This window comes from Actinacidiphila sp. DG2A-62 (genome assembly GCF_035825295.1).
Taxonomy (GTDB): Bacteria; Actinomycetota; Actinomycetes; order Streptomycetales; family Streptomycetaceae; genus Actinacidiphila.
This window is the reverse complement of the sequence record NZ_JAYMGI010000002.1, coordinates 1,417,808-1,437,635: the sequence shown is the minus strand read 5'-3', so window position 1 is coordinate 1,437,635 and position 19,828 is coordinate 1,417,808. Positions and strand designations below refer to the sequence as shown.

16 protein-coding genes and 3 pseudogenes are annotated in these 19,828 nt (G+C 74.7%); 13 read left to right on the top strand and 6 right to left on the bottom strand.

Annotation, left to right across the window (positions count from 1 at the left end):
- Positions 1 to 140: 140 nt before the first annotated feature.
- Positions 141 to 434: pseudogene (locus tag VSR01_RS37655) on the top strand (cellulose binding domain-containing protein); the annotation flags it as partial.
- A gap of 54 nt (positions 435 to 488) precedes the next feature.
- Positions 489 to 1,540: pseudogene (locus VSR01_RS06475) on the top strand (non-reducing end alpha-L-arabinofuranosidase family hydrolase); the annotation flags it as partial.
- 77 nt (positions 1,541 to 1,617) lie between these two features.
- Here VSR01_RS06475 and VSR01_RS06470 read toward each other — a convergent pair.
- Positions 1,618 to 3,057 carry a glycoside hydrolase family 6 protein gene (locus VSR01_RS06470; protein WP_326448315.1) on the bottom strand — a complete coding sequence of 480 codons (1,440 nt, stop codon included), beginning with the start codon at positions 3,055 to 3,057 and terminating at the stop codon, positions 1,618 to 1,620.
- Between the two features lie 260 nt (positions 3,058 to 3,317).
- Positions 3,318 to 4,106 (bottom strand): alpha/beta fold hydrolase, encoded by a 789-nt coding sequence (locus VSR01_RS06465; RefSeq protein WP_326448314.1) that lies wholly within the window; start codon positions 4,104 to 4,106, stop codon positions 3,318 to 3,320.
- Positions 4,107 to 4,333: 227 nt separating this feature from the next.
- On the opposite strand from VSR01_RS06465, the gene VSR01_RS06460 reads away from it, so the two are divergent.
- Positions 4,334 to 4,576 (top strand): CGNR zinc finger domain-containing protein, encoded by a 243-nt coding sequence (locus tag VSR01_RS06460; protein ID WP_326453518.1) that lies wholly within the window; start codon positions 4,334 to 4,336, stop codon positions 4,574 to 4,576.
- Here the strand turns inward: VSR01_RS06460 and VSR01_RS06455 are convergent.
- A complete protein-coding gene (locus tag VSR01_RS06455; protein WP_326453517.1) occupies positions 4,540 to 5,118 on the bottom strand; it encodes a TetR/AcrR family transcriptional regulator in 579 nt (192 codons plus the stop codon). The genes VSR01_RS06460 and VSR01_RS06455 overlap by 37 nt on opposite strands.
- 189 nt (positions 5,119 to 5,307) lie before the next feature.
- Between VSR01_RS06455 and VSR01_RS06450 the strand changes: the two genes are divergently transcribed.
- The 6 genes from VSR01_RS06450 (at position 5,308) to VSR01_RS06425 (ending at position 12,353) form a co-directional block, all read left to right on the top strand.
- Positions 5,308 to 6,339, top strand: coding sequence for a zinc-binding dehydrogenase (locus VSR01_RS06450; protein ID WP_326453516.1), 1,032 nt, complete (start codon positions 5,308 to 5,310; stop codon positions 6,337 to 6,339).
- Positions 6,340 to 6,501: 162 nt separating this feature from the next.
- Positions 6,502 to 6,921 carry an ester cyclase gene (locus VSR01_RS06445; RefSeq protein ID WP_326448313.1) on the top strand — a complete coding sequence of 140 codons (420 nt, stop codon included), beginning with the start codon at positions 6,502 to 6,504 and terminating at the stop codon, positions 6,919 to 6,921.
- A 90-nt stretch (positions 6,922 to 7,011) separates the two neighbouring features.
- A complete protein-coding gene (locus VSR01_RS06440; RefSeq protein WP_326448312.1) occupies positions 7,012 to 8,652 on the top strand; it encodes a Y4yA family PLP-dependent enzyme in 1,641 nt (546 codons plus the stop codon).
- On the top strand, positions 8,649 to 9,986 hold the full coding sequence (locus VSR01_RS06435; RefSeq protein WP_326448311.1) for a pyridoxal-phosphate dependent enzyme: 1,338 nt from the start codon (positions 8,649 to 8,651) through the stop codon (positions 9,984 to 9,986). The genes VSR01_RS06440 and VSR01_RS06435 overlap by 4 nt, the downstream gene beginning before the upstream one ends.
- Positions 9,983 to 11,380 carry an aminotransferase class V-fold PLP-dependent enzyme gene (locus VSR01_RS06430; protein ID WP_326448310.1) on the top strand — a complete coding sequence of 466 codons (1,398 nt, stop codon included), beginning with the start codon at positions 9,983 to 9,985 and terminating at the stop codon, positions 11,378 to 11,380. The genes VSR01_RS06435 and VSR01_RS06430 overlap by 4 nt, the downstream gene beginning before the upstream one ends.
- A 202-nt stretch (positions 11,381 to 11,582) precedes the next feature.
- A complete protein-coding gene (locus VSR01_RS06425) occupies positions 11,583 to 12,353 on the top strand; it encodes a class I SAM-dependent methyltransferase (RefSeq protein ID WP_326448309.1) in 771 nt (256 codons plus the stop codon).
- 162 nt (positions 12,354 to 12,515) lie between these two features.
- Here the strand turns inward: VSR01_RS06425 and VSR01_RS06420 are convergent.
- Positions 12,516 to 13,007 (bottom strand): annotated as a pseudogene (locus tag VSR01_RS06420) (EamA family transporter); the annotation flags it as partial.
- A 428-nt stretch (positions 13,008 to 13,435) separates the two neighbouring features.
- Between VSR01_RS06420 and VSR01_RS06415 the strand changes: the two are divergent.
- The gene (locus tag VSR01_RS06415) at positions 13,436 to 14,467 is read left to right on the top strand and encodes a LysR family transcriptional regulator (RefSeq protein WP_326448308.1); all 1,032 of its coding nucleotides are present in this window, start codon (positions 13,436 to 13,438) and stop codon (positions 14,465 to 14,467) included.
- Here VSR01_RS06415 and VSR01_RS06410 read toward each other — a convergent pair.
- Together VSR01_RS06410 and VSR01_RS06405 are read right to left on the bottom strand one after the other, a co-directional pair.
- Positions 14,436 to 16,076, bottom strand: a complete 1,641-nt coding sequence (locus tag VSR01_RS06410) for an MFS transporter (protein WP_326453515.1) — start codon at positions 16,074 to 16,076, stop codon at positions 14,436 to 14,438. The two genes, VSR01_RS06415 and VSR01_RS06410, sit on opposite strands and share 32 nt — an antisense overlap.
- Positions 16,077 to 16,300: 224 nt before the next feature.
- On the bottom strand, positions 16,301 to 16,867 hold the full coding sequence (locus VSR01_RS06405) for a TetR/AcrR family transcriptional regulator (RefSeq protein WP_326448307.1): 567 nt from the start codon (positions 16,865 to 16,867) through the stop codon (positions 16,301 to 16,303).
- 99 nt (positions 16,868 to 16,966) lie between these two features.
- Here VSR01_RS06405 and VSR01_RS06400 point away from each other — a divergent pair, with 99 nt between their 5' ends.
- From VSR01_RS06400 to VSR01_RS06390, 3 genes are all read left to right on the top strand, one after another.
- Positions 16,967 to 17,770: an SDR family oxidoreductase gene (locus VSR01_RS06400; protein WP_326448306.1), complete on the top strand. Its 804-nt coding sequence runs from the start codon at positions 16,967 to 16,969 to the stop codon at positions 17,768 to 17,770.
- A gap of 167 nt (positions 17,771 to 17,937) precedes the next feature.
- A complete protein-coding gene (locus tag VSR01_RS06395; RefSeq protein ID WP_326448305.1) occupies positions 17,938 to 18,987 on the top strand; it encodes a GNAT family N-acetyltransferase in 1,050 nt (349 codons plus the stop codon).
- 216 nt (positions 18,988 to 19,203) lie between these two features.
- Entirely contained in the window at positions 19,204 to 19,824 is a 621-nt protein-coding gene (locus VSR01_RS06390) for a PadR family transcriptional regulator (protein WP_326448304.1), read from the top strand.
- Positions 19,825 to 19,828: the final 4 nt, after the last annotated feature.

Genomic DNA, 19,828 nt, shown 5'->3' with positions numbered 1-19,828 from the left:
GGTGATCCGGGCGGCCGGAGCCGGCCGTCCCGCTGCCCCGGCCGCTCCACCGACGACATGAGGAGTGCTCTGTGAAACGCACACGCACACACCTGTTCAGGAAACACAGGCCGTTGCTGATCGGCCTGGTCGCGGCGGCCATGGCCGCCGCGGGCATCTCGTTCACCGCGTCGTCCGCGCAGGCCGCGAGCGGGTGCAAGGTGGACTACAGCATCACCAACCAGTGGTCGGGCGGCTTCGGCGCCAACGTGAACGTGACCAACCTGGGCGATCCGGTGAGCAGTTGGCAGGTCGCCTGGTCCTTCGCGTCCGGGCAGACCGTCACCCAGCTGTGGAACGGCTCCTACACCCAGAGTGGTGCGCAGGTCACGGTGACCAACGCCTCGTACAACGGCAGCCTGGCCACCGGCGCTTCCACGAGCTTCGGCTTCAACGGCGCCTACACCGGCAGCAACCCCGTGCCCACCGCCTTCACCCTCAACGGCGTCGCCTGCACCGGCGGCACCACCACCTCGGGCGGCACGTCCACGGGCACGACCACGGGCGGCACGACGACCGGTGGCACGACGACGGGCGGTACCACCACGGGTGGCACCACCACGACCGGCGGGACCACCGGAGGCAGCACCGGCGGCTCGTGCACGCTGCCGTCGACGTACCACTGGTCCTCGACCGGGCCGCTGGCGCAGCCGGCCAACGGGTGGGTCTCGCTCAAGGACTTCACCGACGTCGTCTACAACGGCAAGCACCTGGTCTACGCCTCGAACGTCTCGGGCTCCGGGTACGGATCGATGGCCTTCGCCCCCTTCACCAACTGGTCGGACATGGGCTCGGCCACCCAGACCGGGATGAGCCAGTCGACGGTGGCGCCCACCCTGTTCTACTTCGCCCCCAAGAACATCTGGGTGCTCGCCTACCAGTGGGGCACGTGGCCGTTCATCTACCGCACCTCCAGCGACCCGACCAACCCCAACGGCTGGTCCGCCCCGCAGCCGCTGTTCACCGGCAGCATCAGCAACTCCGGCACCGGCCCGATCGACCAGACGCTCATCGGCGACGGCCAGAACATGTACCTGTTCTTCGCCGGGGACAACGGCTCCATCTACCGCGCGAGCATGCCGATCGGGAACTTCCCGTCCAGCTTCGGCTCCACCTACACCACCGTGATGAGCGACTCCCAGGCGAACCTCTTCGAGGCGGTGCAGGTCTACAAGGTCCAGGGCCAGAACCAGTACCTGATGATCGTCGAGGCGATGGGCGCGAACGGGCGCTACTTCCGCTCCTTCACCGCCTCCAGCCTCGGCGGCACCTGGACGCCGCAGGCGGCCAGCGAGAGCAACCCCTTCGCCGGCAAGGCCAACAGCGGCGCCACCTGGACGAACGACATCAGCCACGGCGATCTGGTCCGCAGCAACCCCGACCAGACCATGACCGTCGACCCGTGCAATCTGCAGCTCCTGTACCAGGGCAAGAACCCCAGCGCCGGCGGAGTTACGACCAGCTCCCCTGGCGACCGGGCCTGCTCACCCTCCAGCGCTGACCTCCCCGCAGCGCAGGAAGAAGAGGCGGCCTGCCCGGGACGTTCCGGGCCGGCCGCCGCGTCGGACAGGCGGTGCGTCAGGACACGCTGCAGGACGTGCCGTTGAGGGTGAAGGCGGTGGGCACGGTGGTGCTGGAGCCCGTGCCCTGGAAGCCGAAGCCGGTCGAACCGCCCACCGGGACGGACGCGTTGTAGCCCAGGTCGGAGGCGGTCACGGCCGCGCCGGACTGGGTGGTCTTCGCGTTCCAGGCGTTGCTGATCTTCTGGTCGCCGGCGAAGGTCCACTTCAGCGTCCAGCCGTTGACGGCGGCGCTGCCGGTGTTGCGCAGGGTGACGTCCGCGGTGAAGCCGCCGTTCCACGAGCTGGCGATCTTGTAGCTGACCGAGCAGGTCCCGTCGGCCGGCGGAGTGGTCGGCGGCGTGCTGGTGGGGGGCGTGCTGGTCGGGGGAGTGGTCGGCGGCGTGGTCGGCGGCGTGGTCGGGTCCGACGCCCCGGCGGAGGCCAGCGCGTACGCGATGTCCGGCAGGAAGGTGCCCGCGGCGCCGGCGCAGCCGTCCGCCTCGCCCGGAGGCTTCACCCACAGGTACGCGTCGATCGCCGGGTCACCGGTGTCGGTCGTGGGGTACGTGCCGATCGCCCGGCCGGACGGGTCGCACCAGGCGCCGCCGCCCGCGGGGCCGTTGCCGTTGCGGCTGGTGTCCACCACGGCGTGCAGGTTGCCCGGGTTGCCCAGCGCGGACAGCACGTTCTTGGCGTAGTTGACCTCGTTCGCCGTGGTGTTGAAGTTGGAGACGTTGGTGAAGAAGCCGTCGGCGTTGGTCAGGATGCCGGCGCTGCGCAGCCGGTTGGCCTGCTCCGAGGCACTGTTCCAGGCCGAGTGGCCGCCGTCCAGGTACACCTTGGCGTTGGGCGCGGCCGCGTGGATGGCGGCCCCCGCCCGGGAGAGCGAGGCGAACCGGTCGGCCTGCGCCTGCGCGGACAGGCACGTGGTCAGGGAGACCGAGTCGGGCTCCAGGATGATGATCGACTGTCCGCTGCCCAGACCGGCGGCGAAGCTGCGCACCCAGGCGTCGTACGAGGCGAGGTCCGGCGCGCCGCCGGCGGAGGCGCCGCCGCAGTCGCGGTTGGGGATCTCGTACACCGCCAGCACCGGCACCTGCCCGGCGGCGGCCGCGGCCGAGGTCACCGTGCGGACGTCGTTGGTGACGGTGGAGGGCGTGTAGTTGGCGAACCAGATCGCCTGCGGCTGGGAGGCGATCCGCCGGGCGATGACCGGCTCGCGGGAGTCGCCGGGATTGGCGGCGACCCAGCGGACGACCTGCGAGTTGGGGTCCTTGTACAACTGGGTGCCGGACGGGAGGCTGCCCTGCGGCGCGGCGCCCGCGCTCATCTGGGTGCTGAAGGCGATGCCGACGGCGGCGAGGCCGGTGGCCAGGCCGACGGCCATGGCCTTGCGCAGCCGCGACCCGCCCGCGGCGGCCTCGGCGGCGCGCGGGGTGCGGTTGAGGGGTGTCACAGTCGTCCTCCGTGCTCTCGTGGGGGAGAGGGTCCTCCGGAGTGCGAGGACCGGATGCCGCGGGCTCATGGGAGCGCTCCCATGAGTCCGGGGTCAAGGGTAGCCAGCATGGTGGGGCGGCGACATCCCTGTGCGGGACGCAATTCGCCGCGCCCGGCGTGACCGGGCGTGGCCGGACGGCCCGGCCCGCCCGCGTCGCTGGCCGCCCGCATCGCCGCCCCGCCGCGCGGGCGGCGCCCCCACCCGGCCCGCCGTCGCGTTCAGGCCGCCGGCAGCCGCGCGGCGAGGAAGGCGCGGATCAGGGCTGCGGCCTCCTCGCCGGCGCTCTCCAGGAGGAAGTGGCCGCCCGTCAGGACGTGGATCTCGGCGTCGTCGGTGTCGCGGGCGAAGGCGTGCGCGCCCGCCGGGCCGAAGAAGGGGTCGCCGTCGCCCCACACCGCGAGCACCGGCACCCGCCGGCTGCGCAGCCAGTCGTGCAGCGCCGGGTACAGCGGCGGGTTCGTCGCGTAGTCCAGGAACAGCTTCAGCTGCACCTCGGCGTTGCCCGGACGGGAGATGCGCGCGTGGTCCAGGGTCCAGGTCTCGGGGCTGAGGACGCTGGGGTCGGCGACGCCGGTGGTGTACTGGGCCCGGATCGCCTCCAGGGTGAACGCGCCGCGCAGCGCCGCCTCGTTCCGCGGGGACTGCTCCCGCTGGTAGTCCCGGACCGCCTGCCATCCGGAGGGTACGAACCCGTCGTCGTAGCCGTTGCCGTTCTGGGTGACCACCGCGGTCACCGCCTCGGGGTCGCGCAGGGCGAGCCGCCAGCCGATCGGGGCGCCGTAGTCCTGGACGACGAGCGCGTACCGCCGCACGCCCAGCTGGTCCAGCAGGCCGGCGGTCAGGTCGGCGAGGGCGTCGAAGCCGTAGTCGAACTCCTCGACGCCCGGCGCGTCCGAGAACCCGAACCCGAGGTGGTCCGGCGCGATCACCCGGTAGCCGTCGAGCCGGGGGATCAGGTCGCGGAACATGAACGAACTCGTCGGGAAGCCGTGCAGCAGCACGACCACCGGCCGGTCCGGCGACCCTGCTTCGCGGTAGAAGAGCCGGTGGCCCGCGACCGTCGCGAGGACCGCGAGGACCGTGAGCGCGGTGAGGACGGTGAGGACATCGTCTTTTTGCGGCGGACCCGCGACGTGCTCCAGGCGCTGGTCCAGGGGTCGGCCGGGCCGGCCGCGCTCGGGCCGGTGCTGGAAGGCGTCGGCTACCGCGCGGAGGCCGGCGAGTCCGGCATCGCCTGGACGTTGGTGACGCCGCCCGGACGGGCCCTGGCCGTACGGGCCGTCCTCGCCTGGGATGCGCTGGCCCGCACCGCCCCGGCCGGCTGCGGCCGTGCCAGAACGCCGAGGAGTGCACCCTCTTCCTCATCGACCGCTCGAAGAGCAACAGCGCCCGCTGGTGCTCCATGGCCCAGTGCGGCAACCGCATGAAGGCCCGCCGGCACTACGAACGCGCGAGGGGAGCCCGCTCGGCCGGCTGAAGCGCGCCGGCCACCAGCGTGCGCGCCAGCGCCGTGGTCGTCGCGAGGGTGTCCAGGGGAAGGGGTCGCGCGGCCAGCGCGCCCTCGTGCAGGACGAAGAGCTGGGTGGCCAGGGTCGCCGGGCCGGCGCAGCCCGCCTCGGCCGCGAGCCGTGCGAACAGGTCGCGCAGCCACAGTTTCTGGTCCGCGGCGACGCGGTGCGCGGGATGCGCGGGGTCCGGGAGTTCGGCCAGCGCGTTGAGGAACGCGCAGCCCCGCGCGTTGCTCCGGCTCCAGGTCCGCAGCGCCTCGAAAGGCGCGGTGACGGCGTCGGCGGGAGTGTCGGCGGCCTCGACCGCGGCGTCCACGAGCGCGCGCCAGCGCCGGTCGCGCTGGGCGAGGCAGACCGCGACGAGCTCGTCCTTCGACCCGAAGCGGTTGTACAGCGTCCGCTTGGTCACGCCCGACCGCTCGGCGATCAGATCGACGCCCACCGCCGTGATGCCGCGCTCGTAGAACAGCTCCTCGGCGGCGGCGGCGATGCGGCGCGCCGCCGAGGTCATGGGCCGGGACTCCGGCACGGGTGCCTCCTGCGCCGGTGGGGTTACGCTGGAAGTGTTCACAGAACAGTATATCTCTGACGGGGCGAGGAGGTCCGGACGATGGACGCGACCGAACACGTGCCCGACCGTGCGCCGGGCGGTGCGCCCGACCGCGTGCCCGGCGGTGCGCCCGACCCGGTACCCGCCCGCATGCGGGCGGTGCGGATCACGCGGCACGGCGGGCCGGAGGTCCTCCAGCAGGCGGACGTGGCCGTCCCGCGCCCGGGTGTGGGCGAGGTGCTGGTCCGGGTCGTCGCCGCGGCGCTGAACAACACGGACCTGTGGACCCGGGAGGGGGCGTACGGCCGCCCGGGCGCGCCGACGACGCTCTCCGGCTGGCGCGGGCCGATCGACTTCCCGCGGGTCCAGGGCGCCGACGCGGCAGGGCGGGTCGCGGTCGTCGGCGCGGGCGTGCCGGCGGACCTCGTGGGACGCCGTGTGGTGGTCGACCCGGCGGTCTACGACGCCGACGGGCCGGACGCCAACCCGGTCGGGCTGATGGGCAGCGAACGCGACGGCGGCTACGCGGAGTACGTGACCGCGCCGGCGGAGCGGGTGCACGACATGTCGGACTCACCGCTCACCGACGACCAGCTCGCGACGCTGCCGACCGCCTACGGCACGGCCCTCGGGATGATCGAGCGCGGCCGGCTGCGGGCGGGGGAGACCGCCCTGGTCTCCGGCGCCTCCGGCGGCGTCGGGCTCGCGCTGGTGCAGCTGGCCCGCGCCCGCGGGGCGCGCGTCGTCGCCGTCAGCAGCGCTCCCAAGGCCGGCGCGGTGCGCGAGGCCGGCGCGCACGCGGTGGTCGACCGCGCCGGGGACCTCGTCGGGCAGCTCCGCGCCGCCGCGCCGCAGGGTGTGGACGTCGGGTTGGACGTGGTGGCCGGCGAACTGGTCGGCGCGGGGCTGCCGTTGCTCCGGGAGGGCGGCCGGTGGGTGATCGCCGGCGCGCTCGGCGGCTACGACGTGGCGTTCGACGTCCGCCGGCTCTACCTGCACAACGCGCAGGTGATCGGCTCGGCGATGCACACGCCCGCGCACTTCGCCCTGCTCGCGGACCTGGCCCGCGGCGGCGCGGTCCGGCCGGTCGTCGCGGCCACGTACCCGCTGGACCGGGCCGCCCAGGCGCAGCGCGACCTCGCCCGCAGGGAGCACGTCGGCAAGCTCGTCCTGCACCCGTAGTCGGCCCGCCCGCCCCGCAGCCGGCCCTCCCGCCCCGCAGCCGTCCGACCCCCGCGATCCCCGGTGACCGTCCGACCCCCGCGACGATGACCGTCCGACCCCCCCGCGACCCCCGCGACCCCTGCGACCGTCCCGTCCCCGCGACCTCCCGGAGGAGACCCCGTGCCCCGCACCGAACTGGAAACCGTCTACCTGGCCTACCTCGACGCGCTGAACGACCGCAGGTTCGCCGACCTCGACCGCTTCGTGCACGACGAACTCACCTACAACGACGAGGCGTTGACCCGCCGAAGTTACGCCGACATGATCGCGGCCGATGTCCGGGCGGTCCCGGACCTGCGCTTCGAGCCGCGGTTGCTGCTGACCGACGGCGACACCGTGGCGTGCCGCCTGTGGTTCGACTGCACGCCCACCGGCAGGTTCTTTGGCGCCGAGCCCACCGGGCGGCGCGTCGCCTTCGCCGAGCATGTCTTCTACCGGTTCCGCGCCGGCCGCATCGCGCAGGTCTGGTCGCTCATCGACCGCGAGGCCGCGACGGCCGCGGGTCCGCGCCCGAACTCCGCGCGGCACACCCGCTCTTGACACGCTCTCACCCCGCCGATCATGCTGAAGTGAATTCCGTTTCCATTATCACTTAATGATCGGAACCGCGCCGAGGTGAGGAGCCCGTCGTTGGAGCAGCCGCTCTATCTCAGGCCGCGCGTCGAGGAGCCCCTGCGCTCGTTACTGGCGGACGGCGCTTTCCTCCACCGGCTGGTCGACGGGCTCGGGTCGCCCCTCAACGTGCTCGCGCCGCGGCGCGCCGTGGACAACGCCGGCCGCTTCCTCGCCGTCTACCGCCGCCACCGCCTCACCGGCCGGGTGTACTTCGCCCACAAGGCGAACCGTTCGACCGCGCTGCTGCGGGAGTTGGCCGCCGCCGGGGGCCGGATCGGGGTCGACGCGGCCTCCGCCGGGGAGCTGTCGCACGCGCTGGGCTGCGGGTTCACCGCCGACCGCGTGCTGGCCACCGGGCCCAAGGACACCGCGTTCCTGTGGCTGGCGGCGCGCGTCGGCGCGACCGTCCAGGCCGACTCGCCGGGGGAGTTGGAACGGCTCGCCGCCCTGGTGCGCACGCACGGCTTCGCACGGGTGCCCGTACTGCTGCGTCTCGGCGACTTCGAGTCCGGGCATCGCGCGGGCGGCGGCGTGCGGGTGCTGGCCCGGCGCAGCCGCTTCGGCACACCGGTGCGGGAGGCGGAGGCGCTGCTGGCGGCGGCGGCCCGGCACCGCGACGCGGTGGAGCTGACGGGCGTCGGCTACCACCTGGACACGGTCGGCGTCGAGGAGAAGGTCCACGCGTTGGAGGAGTGCGTCAGGGTGCTGGACGCCTGCCTCGCGCACGGCCTGAGCCCGCGCGCGGTGGACGTCGGCGGCGGGTTCGGCGTCGGCTACGTCGAGGACGCCGCCGAGTGGGACCGGTACACCACCGCCCTCACCGACGCGGTCCGCGGCGCCCGCCCGCCGCTGGCCTGGCGCGGCCACGGCTACGGGCTGCGCAACGAGCACGGCACGGTGCGCGGTTCGGCCGCGCTGTACCCGGCGCACCGCGCGGTCGCCGGGCCCGCCTACCTCGACGACCTGCTCAGCCTGGCCCCCTCCTTCGGCCGGCCCGCGGCGACGCTGCTCCTGGAGCACCTCCACGAGGTGTACAGCGAACCGGGCCGCGCGCTGGTCGACCAGTGCGGGCTGTCGCTGGCCCGGGTCGTGGAGGTGCGCGCCTCGCCCGACGACCCGTCGGAGCACATCGTGCGGCTCGCGGCGAACAGCGGCGACATCAGCCTGGAGGAGCACGGGGTGCTCGTGGACCCGGTGCTCGTGCCCCGCGGGCGGGGCGGGACGCAGAACGGGGAGTCCCGGGGCGGCGGGTCGGCCGGCGGGGCGCCGGCCGCCGGGCCCGGCGGCGAGCCGGCGGGAGCCGCCGCGGGGGTGTACCTCGCGGGCAACCTCTGCCTGGAGGCGGACCTGCTGACGCGCCGCAAGGTGTTCCTGCCCCGGCTGCCGCGCCCTGGGGACCTGCTGGCCTTCGCCAACACCGCGGGCTACGCGATGGACTTCCGGGCCCACAACGCCCAGCGGCAGCCGACGGCGCGCACGGTCGCCGTACGGCGGCGCGCGGACGGCTGGCACTGGCGCCCGGACGAGGACTACTGGCCGGTGGACGAGGAGGATGACGGGCCGGTGCGGCCGGTGGACGAGGAGGATTACGGGCCGGTGCGACCGGCGGACGAGGACGCTCGGCCGGCCGAGGCCGCGGGAGGGGAGCGGACATGAGGTACGACAGCATCGTGGACGCCATCGGCGACACGCCGCTGGTGCGGATCGACCCGTCGGTGCACGGCCTGCGGCACATCGACCTGTACGCCAAGCTGGAGATGCTCAATCCGTTCGGCTCGGTCAAGGACCGGCCCGCCTGGCACATGGCGCGCCCGCTGCTGGAAGCGGCGGCGGACCGCGAGAGCACCGTCGTGGAGCTGTCCTCCGGCAACACCGCCAAGGCGCTGGCACTGCTGGCCGGGATGCACGGGCTGCGGTTCAAGAGCGTCACCAACCGTATGCGGGTGCCCGAGGTCAAGGATCTGCTCCTGCTGCTCGGCGCGGAGATCGAGGAGCTGCCGGGCCGCAGCGAGTGCCTCGACCCGACGGACACCGACGACCCGCTGACCCGATTCCACCAGGCACTGTCCGAGCCGGGCAGCACGTATCTGCACACCGACCAGTACTACAACCCGCGCAACGTCGAGGCGCACGCGACCGGCACCGGCCCGGAGATCGTCGCGGACCTCGGCGGCAGGGCGCCGGACTGGTTCGTCGCCTGCGTCGGCACCGCGGGGTCCTCGACCGGCGTCGCGCAGGTGCTGCGCGCGAGCGACCCCTCGGTGCGGGTGCTCGGCCTGGTCGCCGACAAGTCCGACTTCGTCCCCGGCATCCGCACCATCGACGAGGTGCACCAGGTCGGCCTGTTCGACCCCGGCACCTACGACGCGATCGAGTCCGTCACCTCCCAGGAGGCCATCGACGGCATGCTGACCCTGATCCGCCGCTGCGGCCTGCTCTCCGGGCCCACCGGCGGCGCCGCGTACCACGGCGCGGTCCGCCATCTGCGCGGGGTGGACGCCGAACTCACCGGTGACGAACGGCGGGTGGCGGTCTTCATCGTGTGCGACCGCGCCGAGAGCTATCTGAGCTACGTGCGCAGCCGCCGCCCCGACCTGCTGGGGGCGCCCGCCGCGGCCGGCCCCTCGGTGTCGGCGCTCGGCGAGGCGGAGGCACGGGAGACGGCGAAGGCCGTCGAGGCCGACGAGGCGCTGGAGTGGATCACCGGGCCGGAGCCGCGCCCGCTCGTGGTGGACCTGCGCGGCCCGCACGCCTACGCGGCGCTGCACATCGCGGGCTCGGTGAACATCGTCGACGAGCTGTTCGACGAACTGGTGCGCACCGGGCTGCCGTTCAGCAAGAGCCGCCCGGTCCTGCTGGCCTGCCCGGTCGGCGAGAAGTCGCTGCGCTACGCCGCGCTGCTCACCCGGCTGGGCCACCCGGACGTGCGCAGCCTGGCCGGTGGCATCGTCGGATGGCGCGACGCGGGCGCGCCGCTGGTGCGCGAGTGAGCGCGCAGCCGGCCGGCGCCGGGCGCGAACGGCGGCCGGGGGCCGGGCAGTCGGGAGGTCAGAAGCCGGCTCCCGGCGCACCCGGCACCGCGCGTCCGCCGGACGCGGACGTCCGACTCGACGCGTGGCAGCGGGAGTTGCGGCGGCAGTTCCCGATCCTCGCGGCCGACCCCGGGACGGCGTACCTCGACAGCGCCGCCACCGCGCAGAAGCCGCAGGCCGTGCTGGACGCCGTCACCTCCTACCTGACCACGTCCAACGCCAACGCCGGGCGCGGCACCTACCCCTGGGCGAACCGCACCACGCGGCTCGTGGAGCGCACCCGCCGCCGGGTCAAGGAGTTCCTCGGCGACCCGGACCCGGAGCGCTCGGCCGTGCACTTCACCAGCGGGACGACGGAGGGCCTGCGCACCATCGCCCGCGACTGGCTCCCCGAGATCCTGCGCGACGGCGACGAGATCCTGGTGCCGTTCGCCGACCACCGCGCCAACCTCGACCCGTGGCTGGAAGCGCAGCGGCTGCTGGCGGCGCGCGGCGTCGCGGTACGGGTGCGGGCGCTGCCGGTCCAGGAGGCGTCCGGGGACTACGACCACCGGGCCCTTCGCGCCATGGCCGGGCCCCGGCTGCGCTTCGTCGCGGCGACGCACGTGCACCACGTCTACGGCGGCGACATGAACGTGGGCCGCATCCGCGAGGCGGTCGGCCCGGACGTGCCGATCTGCCTGGACGCGGCGCAGAGCGTCGGGCACCTGCCGGTGCGGGTGGCCCGGGCGGAGCCCCGCGGCCCGGGCGGCTCCGGCTCGGGCGGCTTGGGCTCGGGCGGCTCCGGCGAGCCCGGCGGCCCGGACGGCTCCGACGACTCCGGCGGGCTGGACGTGGACTTCGTGGTCTTCTCCGGCCACAAGGCGCTCGCGCTGCCGGGGACGGGCGCGATCTGGGAGCGCGGGACGCGCGGGCCCGCGCTGCGGCCCGGCGGCTGGGAGGGCACGCCCAACACCGTGGGCATCGCCTCGCTCGAAGCCGCCCTCGACTGGCTGGACGCCGCCGGCACCGAACGGATCGACCGCTGGACCACGGACCTGGCCAGCCGGCTGACCGACGCGCTGCGGCGCCTGCCCGCGTACGAGGTCCTGGGGTGCGCCACCAGCCTGGCCGCCGACACGCCGCTGCCGCGCGAGCAGCGCCGCCGCGGCATCGTCTCCTTCCGCCACCGCGCGATCCCCTCGGACGACCTGGGCTTCGTGCTGTACAGCCACGGGTTCATGGTGCGGGCGGACAGCCTCTGCCAGGCGGGCGCGGACGCGGCGCACGGCGCGGTCCGGGTGAGCCTGCACGTGTACACCTCGCGGGAGGAGGTCGACCGGCTGATCGCCGTCCTCGCCGCCCTGGAGTGACGCGCCGGGCAAGAGCACGACGCCGGGCGTGCCGGGGGCGGCCCCCGCGCGGGGGCCGCCCGCGCGGCGAGCGCCCGGCCCGGGCCGCCCCGCCCCCGCCCCGGCACGCTGCGGTGATGCGTTGCGCAATGAAAACCGTTTCCGGTTGTAGACTCCTCCCGGACGCACGCGGAGCGAGGGACGGAAGAGGTGAGCCGCTCCCATGGGTGTGAGCACGACCGCGGCCAAGGCGTGGGTGGAGCGCTGGGAGCGCCAGCAGCAGCACTACGCCGTGGACCGCGAGGAGCGGTTCACCGTCATCGCCGACGTGGTCGAACACGTCGTGGCCGGCCGCGCGGCGCCCCTGCTGCTCGACCTCGGCTGCGGCCCCGGATCGCTCGCCGCCCGGCTCGCGGCCCGGATCGCCGGAGCGGAGATCGTGGCCGTCGACATGGACCCGGTCCTGCTCGAACTCGGCCGCGCGCACCACGGGCACATCGCCCGCTACGTCGACGCCGTGATCGGCGCGGACGGCTGGGCCGACGCGCTGGACCTGGGACGGCCGCTCGACGCGGCCGTGTCGACCACCGCGCTGCACTACCTCCCCGAGGCCGAACTGCTGCGCACCTACCGCCAGTTGGCGCAGCTTCTGCGGCCCGGCGGCGTCGTCGTCAACGGCGACCACTTCCCACCCCGCACGGCCGCCTCCTCCCGGCTCACCGCGCACGTCGGCCGGTGCCGGGCCGAACGCTCCGGCGCACGGGCGGCCGAGGACTGGCACACCTGGTGGCACGCCGCCGCCCAGGACCCCCAGCTCGCCGACCTCTTCGCCCAGCGCGAGCAGCGTCAACGGGCCCTGCGCGGCGGCCGCACCGCCCACTGGCGCCTCACCGCCGAGGACCACGCCCGGCTGATGCGCCGCGCCGGCTTCCAGGACGTGACCTCGGTCTGGCAGGTGGGCGACAGTTGCGTGCTCGTGGCCGTCAAGGAGTGAACCGGCCGGCGGCTGAGCCGACCGGGCCGGCTGCCGCGCCGCGGGAGCGGCGCCCGGGGCGTCCGCGGTCCCGCGCGCACCGCCGCGGGTCGCGCCGATTCCCGCCGCCACCACGAAGAGGACGCCGCACGCGGGTATCAGGCCCGGCCGCTGGCCCAGCACCAGCAGCCCGGCCAGCAGTGCGACGGCCGGCTCCAGGCTCATCAGGGTGCCGAACGCGGACGCGGTCAGCCGTCGCAGCGCCAGGAACTCCAGCGCGAACGGCAGCACCGCGCTCAGCACGGCCAGCCCCAGCATCGCGGCCAGCAGCGGCCAGGTGACCCGGTGCAGATCGCGCGGAGCGGCGACGACCAGGGTGAGCACGCCTGCGACCGGCATCGAGAGCGCGAGGCCGTCGAGGCCGGTCACGCGGTCGCCCACGTGCTGGGTGAGCAGGATGTACGACGCCCAGCAGACGGCGGCGGCCAGCGCGAAGCCCACCCCGCCGAGGTCGATGCCGCCGTGCCAGGGCCGGGTCAGCGTCAGCACGCCGCACGCGGCCGGCACCGCCCAGTACCCGCCGCCGCGGCCCGGGCCCCGCAGCGACACCGCGAGCGGGCCGAGGAACTCCAGCGCGCTGGCGGTGCCCAGCGGCAGGCGCACCACGGCCAGCATGAAGAACAGCATCATGCCCGCGCTCACCGCGCCCAGCACCGCGCACGCCGCCAGATCGCGCCGGCCGAACTCCCGCAGCCGCGGGCGGACCAGGAGCAGCAGGAGCACGCCCGCCCACCCGACCCGCAGCGCCGTGGTCCCCAGCGGCCCCAACCGGTCCACCAGCGGCACCGACAGTGCCAGCCCGAGCTGCACGGTGGACATGGAGCCCAGGGCCATCAGCGCGCCGGCCGCGTTCCCGGGCAGTCGCGTTCCCCTCCCGGCCGGGCTCCTCCCGGGCAGCCCGAGACACCCTTCGGCACGGGTGCGCGACGGGTGCGCGGGATTCTCGGACGGCAGGCTCACGCGCCCAGTAGACGCGACGGCGACCGTTCGCGTCCACGTGGAATCACTGAACATTCCGTTCAGTGATCCTGGACAATCGGGGGATGGAGACACGCCGACTGCGGATGCTCGTGGAACTGTCCCGGCTGGGGTCCATGCGCGCGGTGGCCGAGACGCTGGGCACGACCACCTCGACCGTCTCGCAGCAGATCGCCGCGCTGTCCGGCGAGATGGGCGTGCCGCTGACCGAGCCGTACGGCCGGCGGGTCCGCCTCACCCCGGCCGGGCGGCGGCTGGCCGAGCACGGGGTGGGCATCCTCGCCTCGGTCGAGGCGGCGCGGCACGACCTCGCCCCGGAGGCCGAGCCCAGCGGCACGGTCCGGGTCGCCGGCTTCGCCACCGCCATCGGCTCCCGCCTGCTGCCGGTGGTCGCGGAGCTGGCCGCGCGCCACCCGCGGGTCCGGGTGCTGATCCGGGAGCACGAACCCGCCGAGGCGCTGCAGTTGCTGGCCGAGGACGCCGTGGACCTCGCGCTGACCTACGACTACAACCTCGCGCCGGCCGCGCGGGACCCCGCCGTGCGCGCCACGCCGCTGTGGACCGCCCACTGGGGCCTGGGCGTCCCCGCGGCGTCCGGCGCCGGCGCGCACCGGCGCCGCGCCGGCCCCGTGCCGCCCGGCTCACCCGCCCGCCCCGCGCCGGCGCTCGACGTCTTCGCCCGGTACGCCGATCACGACTGGATCGTCAACTCCCGCAACACCGCGGACGAGACGGTGATCCGCACGCTCGCCTCCATGGCCGGCTTCACGCCGCGCGTCACCCACCGGGCCGACAGTCTCGACCTGGTGCGGGACATGATCGCGGCGGGACTCGGCGTGGGCCTGCTCCCCGAGGGCCCCGAAGGTCCCGGCGGCCCCGAGGGTTCCGGCGGCCCCGAGGGTTCCGGCGGCCCCGAGGGCTCCGGCCGCCCCGACGCCCCGGGCCCCGAGCGCCCCTGCGCCGCCGGGCCCGTCCGGCTGCTCCCCCTCGCCGAGCCCCGCGTCGAGCTGCGCGCGTTCGCCGTCGCCCGCCGCGGCCGCCTGGACTGGTCCGCGCTCACGCTCGTCACCCGGCTCCTGCGCGACCGCCCCGCATGACCTCCTGGCCGATGTCCTCCAGCGGCCGTGCCTTGGTCTCCGGGCCGATCCACAGGAAGAGCACGGCCGCCAGCAGCAGCGGCACCGCGCCGAGCAGGGCGGTCAGGGAGATGGACGGCACGGACGCCGCCGCGACGGTGAGCGCGAGGATCAGCACGCCGCCCGCCTTGGTCATGCCGGCCGCGAGACCGGTGCCGCGGGAGCGGACCAGCGTCGGATAGATCTCGGCGGCGTACCCGGCGACCACCGCCACGACCGAGCTGACCCCGGACAGCGGCACCACGAGCAGCAGCGACAGCGCCGGCCGGTGGTGGGCCAGCGAGCCGCCGGCGATCACGAAGCCGAGCAGCGTCGCGCCGGTGACCGCGGTGACGGTGACGATCGTCTTCCGGCTGCCCCACACGCCGTACATCCACGCGCACAGCACGGTGAGCGGCAGTCCGAGCACCGCGGCGTTGCGGATCACGTAGTCGCTGTTGACCGTGGAGTAGCCCAGCCGCTGGAGGTTCGTGGGCACCCACAGCTGGAAGCCGTACGTCATCAGGCCGACCCCGATGCCCAGGACGGTGATCGCGAGGGTCGGGGCGGCCAGCGGGCGGCGCATGAGGGTGGCCCAGCCGACGCGGTCGACGTCCCGCTCGATCTCCGCCTCCCGCGCGGGCTCCTCCTCGGCGGTCGCGCCGTAGCGCCGCATCACCGCGTCCGCCTCCCGGCGCCTGCCGCGGGCCAGCAGGTAGCGCGGCGACTCCGGGATCCAGTGGTTGAGCAGCAGGAGCAGCAGCCCGGTGGGCAGGCTGATCAGCCACAGGATGCGCCAGCTGTAGGTGGGGGTGAGCGCTCCGGACAGCCAGCTGGTGATCACGTACGCGCCCGCGATGTCGCCGCCGATCAGGACCATCAGCCAGCCGCGGTGCCGCGCCGGGATGGTCTCGGCCATCAGCGTGAACGTGATGGGCAGCATGCCTCCCGCGCCGATGCCCATGAAGAAGCACATCAGAAGGTTCCAGCCGAAACCGGGCATCGCGCCGCAGATGGAGGTGGTGACGAAGAGGACGCCCGCCAGGATGATCGAGGCTCGGCGGCCGATCCGGTCGCCGAGCCACCCCCACAGCCACGAGCCGATCACCGTCCCGGCGATCCCGGTCAGCGGCAGCCAGGACACCGGGGTGTGGCCGTGCGGGTTGCCGGGCGACTTCAGGCCGTACTCCTGGGCGAAGCCGGGGGCGACGAAGGCCAGCGCGGTCGGCTTCATCACGTCGATCGTCACCGCGAGTGCCATCACCACCAGCAGGGCCACGTGCTGCCGGTTGACCGGGGCGTCGTCCAGGGTGCGGACCCTGATCCGGGCGGCCGACTCGACGATGGCGGAGGTGCCGCGCGGGATCAGCCCGTAGAGCACGGCCGCCAGCCCGACGCCGATCAGCGCCATCCCGACGATCATGGGCGTGTCCGGACGCATCCCGCGCAAGTGGTAGTGCATGTCCCGCGCGCCGATGTACATCGGCAGGTGGAGCAGTACGCCCGCGGTGCACGCCAGCACCCCGAACCAGAAGGCCGCCGGGTGCTCGAAGCCCCCGGACCGCGACGGGTTCCCGGACTTCGCTCGCATCGTCACCAAGGCTCGCTCCCACGGGGTGGCAGGGTCGTCGCACGAAGGACCGGTCCGCCCGCGTCGTGCGGCGTCGCACCTCGCCCCGCACGGCCGGGAGATCACCGCGCCGGGCGCCATCATGCGTCCCGGACACCGCTGTTCCGCTTCTTCCGGATTGCCGTACCAGCGTGAACGCGTCGCCCGCGGCGGCGACCTGATGCCGGCCGCCCGGCCGGCCGGGGTCAGCGGCGCAGGCCGTCGGCGATGACGGTGACCAGCGTGCGGGCCCGGGGCTCCCACTCCGCCGCGGGGACCCGGGAGAGGGCGCCGAGCAGCAGGATGACGTCCGTGGCGTCGGCGTCCTCGCGCAGCTCGCCGGCCGCCCTGCCGTGGTCGAGCAGCGCGGTCAGCGCGTCGTGCAGCCGGCCGTGCTGGTCGGCGTACAGGTCCTGCCAGGCCGACGCCTCGATGGCGGCCATCACGCCGCGCTTGACCCGCGCGTAGGCGACCAGCCGGTCGAACCAGCGGACCAGCGCCTCCACCGGCGGGTGCGCGGCGATCAGGCCGGGCACGGTGTCGACCAGCTCGCCCATCTCCTCGCGGTAGACCTCGGCGAGCAGATGGCCGCGGGTCGGGAAGTGCCGGTAGAGGGTGCCCTGCCCGACCCCGGCGGCCTTGGCGACCAGGTGCAGCTTGAGGTCGTCGGCCGACTCCGGCGCGTCGACCAGCGCCGCGCGGGCGGCGGCGACGATCCGCTCGCGGTTGGCGACCGCGTCCGAGCGGCTGGCACGGGCGGGGACATCGGGCATGCGCGCCTCGCTTCCGACGGCGGGAGACTGACCGGACAGTTGTCCGGTACGGTGGAGAGGTAACCGGACAACTGTCAGTTTAGAGCGGGAGGCACTGCGATGAGTGCGGTCAGCGACATCGGCGGGAACGACCGGACCGGTGCGGGCGACGGGAGCGGCGGAGCCGACGGGATCGGCGGCAAGGTCGTGGCCGTCACCGGCGCGAGCAGCGGCATCGGCGAGGCCACCGCGCTGCGGATGGCGGAGCGGGGCGCGGCCGTGGTGCTCGGCGCCCGGCGGACGGACCGGCTGGAGGCCCTGGTGGACCGCATCCGGGCCGCGGGCGGCCGGGCGGAGGCGGTGCCCACCGACGTCACCCGGCGCGAGGACCTCGACCGGCTCGTGGCCGCCGCGGTCGAGCGCTTCGGCCGGCTCGACGTCCTGGTGAGCAACGCGGGGATCGCCAGGAACGCGCTGTTCACCGACCTCGACGTGGCCGCCTGGGACGCGATGATCGACGTCAACGTGCGCGGCGTGCTGCACGGCATCGCCGCCGCGCTGCCGCAGTTCCGCCGCCAGGGCCGCGGCCACCTGGTGACGATCGTGTCCACCTCCGGCCTGAAGATCGTCCCGACGCAGGGCGTCTACGCCGGTACGAAGAACGCCGTCCGCACCCTGCTGGAGGCGCTGCGGCAGGAGTCCACCGACGGCGTCCTGCGCACCACGTCGATCTCGCCCGGCTATGTGCGCACCGAACTGGTCGACTACATCGACGACCCCGAGATCCGCGCGGAGGTGCGGGAGCGGATGGCGACGCTCGGCATCGACCCCGACGCGGTGGCCCGGGCCGTCGCCTTCGCCGTCGAGCAGCCCGACGACGTCGAGATCGGCGACATCACCGTGCGGCCCACCCGCCAGAACTGAAAAGGGGTGGCGGCCGGCCGGAGCGCTGCGGCTAGGATGCCGGCAACGCCCAGGAGGACCGGAAGGAGGCGAGAGCGATGAACGTCACCCGTCATGCGCGCTCCCGCCCTTCCACCGGGCGTCGTTGATCCCCGCGGGAGCGCAACCCCGGCTCCCGAAGGACCCCTATGTCTGACGCAACCGGCCGTCCGCCGGTCACTTCGTCCTCCGCTTCCCCCTCCGCCTCTCCCTCCGCCTCCCCCTCCGCCTTTCCCGGCGGCGCGGTCGCTCCGCGCTCCTCCGGCGGTCCCGACCTGGTCTTCCGCGCGCTCACGGCGGGCGAGACCGCTCTGTTCACCTCGCTCCCCGACGACCCGCGGCTGGGCCGCGCACTGGTCGGGCAGCACTTCGCCACGACGGACGCGGGCGGCGAGTACCGCCCCGAGTGGTCCTGGGTCGCACTGCGCGGCGAGCGCGTCGTGGCCCGCGCCGCGTGGTGGGGCCAGCCCGGCGACACCGAGCCCGTCGCGCTCGACTGGTTCGACTTCGCGCCCGGCGAGGCGGAGGCGGCCGTCCGGCTGCTGCGCGCCGCGCCGCTGTACGCCGAGTACAGCCTGCTGCTGCCGCCCGGCTGGCGCGACCTGCCCGACGTGCGCGCCGCCGCCGAGCAGCGGATGGCCGCGGCGCAGCGGGCCGGCCTGCGCAAGCTCGTCGAGCGGTACCGCTACACCTGGACGGCCGGCGTCGACCCGCTGCCGCCGCGCACCGGCCGGCTGGTCTGCCGGCCGGAACCGGACGACGCCGCCTTCCGCGCGGTCATGGCCCGCACCATGACCGGCACGCTGGACGCGCACGACCGGCGCATGCTCGACACGCGGGGCCTGGACGCGGCGCTGGACGAGACGCTGGGCATCCTGGACCGGATGCCGTCGCCCTCGCACTGGCGGCGGGTCGCGTACACCCCCGACGGCGAGGTGGCCGGCCTGCACGTGCCGGCGGCGAACACGACCGACCGCTGCGTCGGCTTCATCGCCGTGGTCCCCGAGCAGCGCGGCCACGGCTACGCCTACGACCTGCTGCTGGAGTGCACCCACGACCTGGTCGACCTCGGCGCCACGCGGATCGCCGCCGCGACCGACCGGACCAACACGCCCATGGCCGCGCACTTCGCCGCCGCGGGCTACCCGGTCAGCCAGGAGCGGGTGGACTTCGTCCGGGACGAGGGCGACACCGACTGACGCCCGGTGTGTCTGGCGTCCCCGGTGTCCCCGGTGTGCCTGATGTGCCTGGTGTGCCTGCTGTGTCTGGCGTCCCCGGCGTGCGCGGCGCGCCTGTCGTCCCCGGCGCGCCTGTCGTCCCCGGTGTGCCCGCCGTCCCCGGCGCGCCGCCGGCCGGCCGAGCGACAGTGTGCACCTCGATTCGACATACCTCGAATCGAGGTGCACACTGGTCCCATGCTGGAACTGACCATCCTCGGCTTCCTCGCCGACGGCCCGCTGCACGGCTACGAGCTGCGGCGCAGGGTCGCCCACCTGACCGGCCACGCCCGGCCGGTCAGCGACGGAAGCCTCTACCCGGCGGTCAACCGCCTGGTGGCGAAAGGGCTGCTGGAGCGCCGGAGCGAACCCGGCACGTCGGCCGCCCAGCGGCACGTGCTGACCCTGACCGAGGCCGGCCGGGCGCACCTGCTGGAGCGGCTGCGGCAGCCGGGCGAGCAGGAGATCACCGACAAGACCCGGTTCTTCACGCTGCTCGCCTTCCTGTCCAGGCTGCCCGACGCCGCCGAGCGGCGGGCCGTGCTGCGCCGCCGGCTGGACTTCCTGGAGACGCCGGCCAGCTTCTTCTACGACGGGGACGGCACGCCGATCCGCGCGGAGCAGGTCGCCGACCCCTACCGCCGCGGCATGCTCCTGATCGCCCGCGCAAGCAGCCGCGCGGAGCGCGCCTGGCTCCACGAACAGCTCGACGCGGACGGCGCACCGGCGGCCCCGGCCGACGGCCGCGCCGACGCCCCGGCCGGCCACGCCCCCGCACCCGCCCCGACCCCTGGCACCACCCCCGAGGAGACCCCTTGAACGC

Coding starts and splice junctions, on each gene's coding strand:
- VSR01_RS06425 (WP_326448309.1), top strand. CDS start 11,583: ATGGGTGTGAGCACGACCGCGGCCAAGGCGTGGGTGGAGCGCTGGGAG.
- VSR01_RS06410 (WP_326453515.1), bottom strand. CDS start 16,076: ATGCGAGCGAAGTCCGGGAACCCGTCGCGGTCCGGGGGCTTCGAGCAC.
- VSR01_RS06390 (WP_326448304.1), top strand. CDS start 19,204: ATGCTGGAACTGACCATCCTCGGCTTCCTCGCCGACGGCCCGCTGCAC.
- VSR01_RS06400 (WP_326448306.1), top strand. CDS start 16,967: ATGAGTGCGGTCAGCGACATCGGCGGGAACGACCGGACCGGTGCGGGC.
- VSR01_RS06405 (WP_326448307.1), bottom strand. CDS start 16,867: ATGCCCGATGTCCCCGCCCGTGCCAGCCGCTCGGACGCGGTCGCCAAC.
- VSR01_RS06455 (WP_326453517.1), bottom strand. CDS start 5,118: ATGACCTCGGCGGCGCGCCGCATCGCCGCCGCCGCCGAGGAGCTGTTC.
- VSR01_RS06435 (WP_326448311.1), top strand. CDS start 8,649: ATGAGGTACGACAGCATCGTGGACGCCATCGGCGACACGCCGCTGGTG.
- VSR01_RS06395 (WP_326448305.1), top strand. CDS start 17,938: ATGTCTGACGCAACCGGCCGTCCGCCGGTCACTTCGTCCTCCGCTTCC.
- VSR01_RS06415 (WP_326448308.1), top strand. CDS start 13,436: ATGGAGACACGCCGACTGCGGATGCTCGTGGAACTGTCCCGGCTGGGG.
- VSR01_RS06450 (WP_326453516.1), top strand. CDS start 5,308: ATGCGGGCGGTGCGGATCACGCGGCACGGCGGGCCGGAGGTCCTCCAG.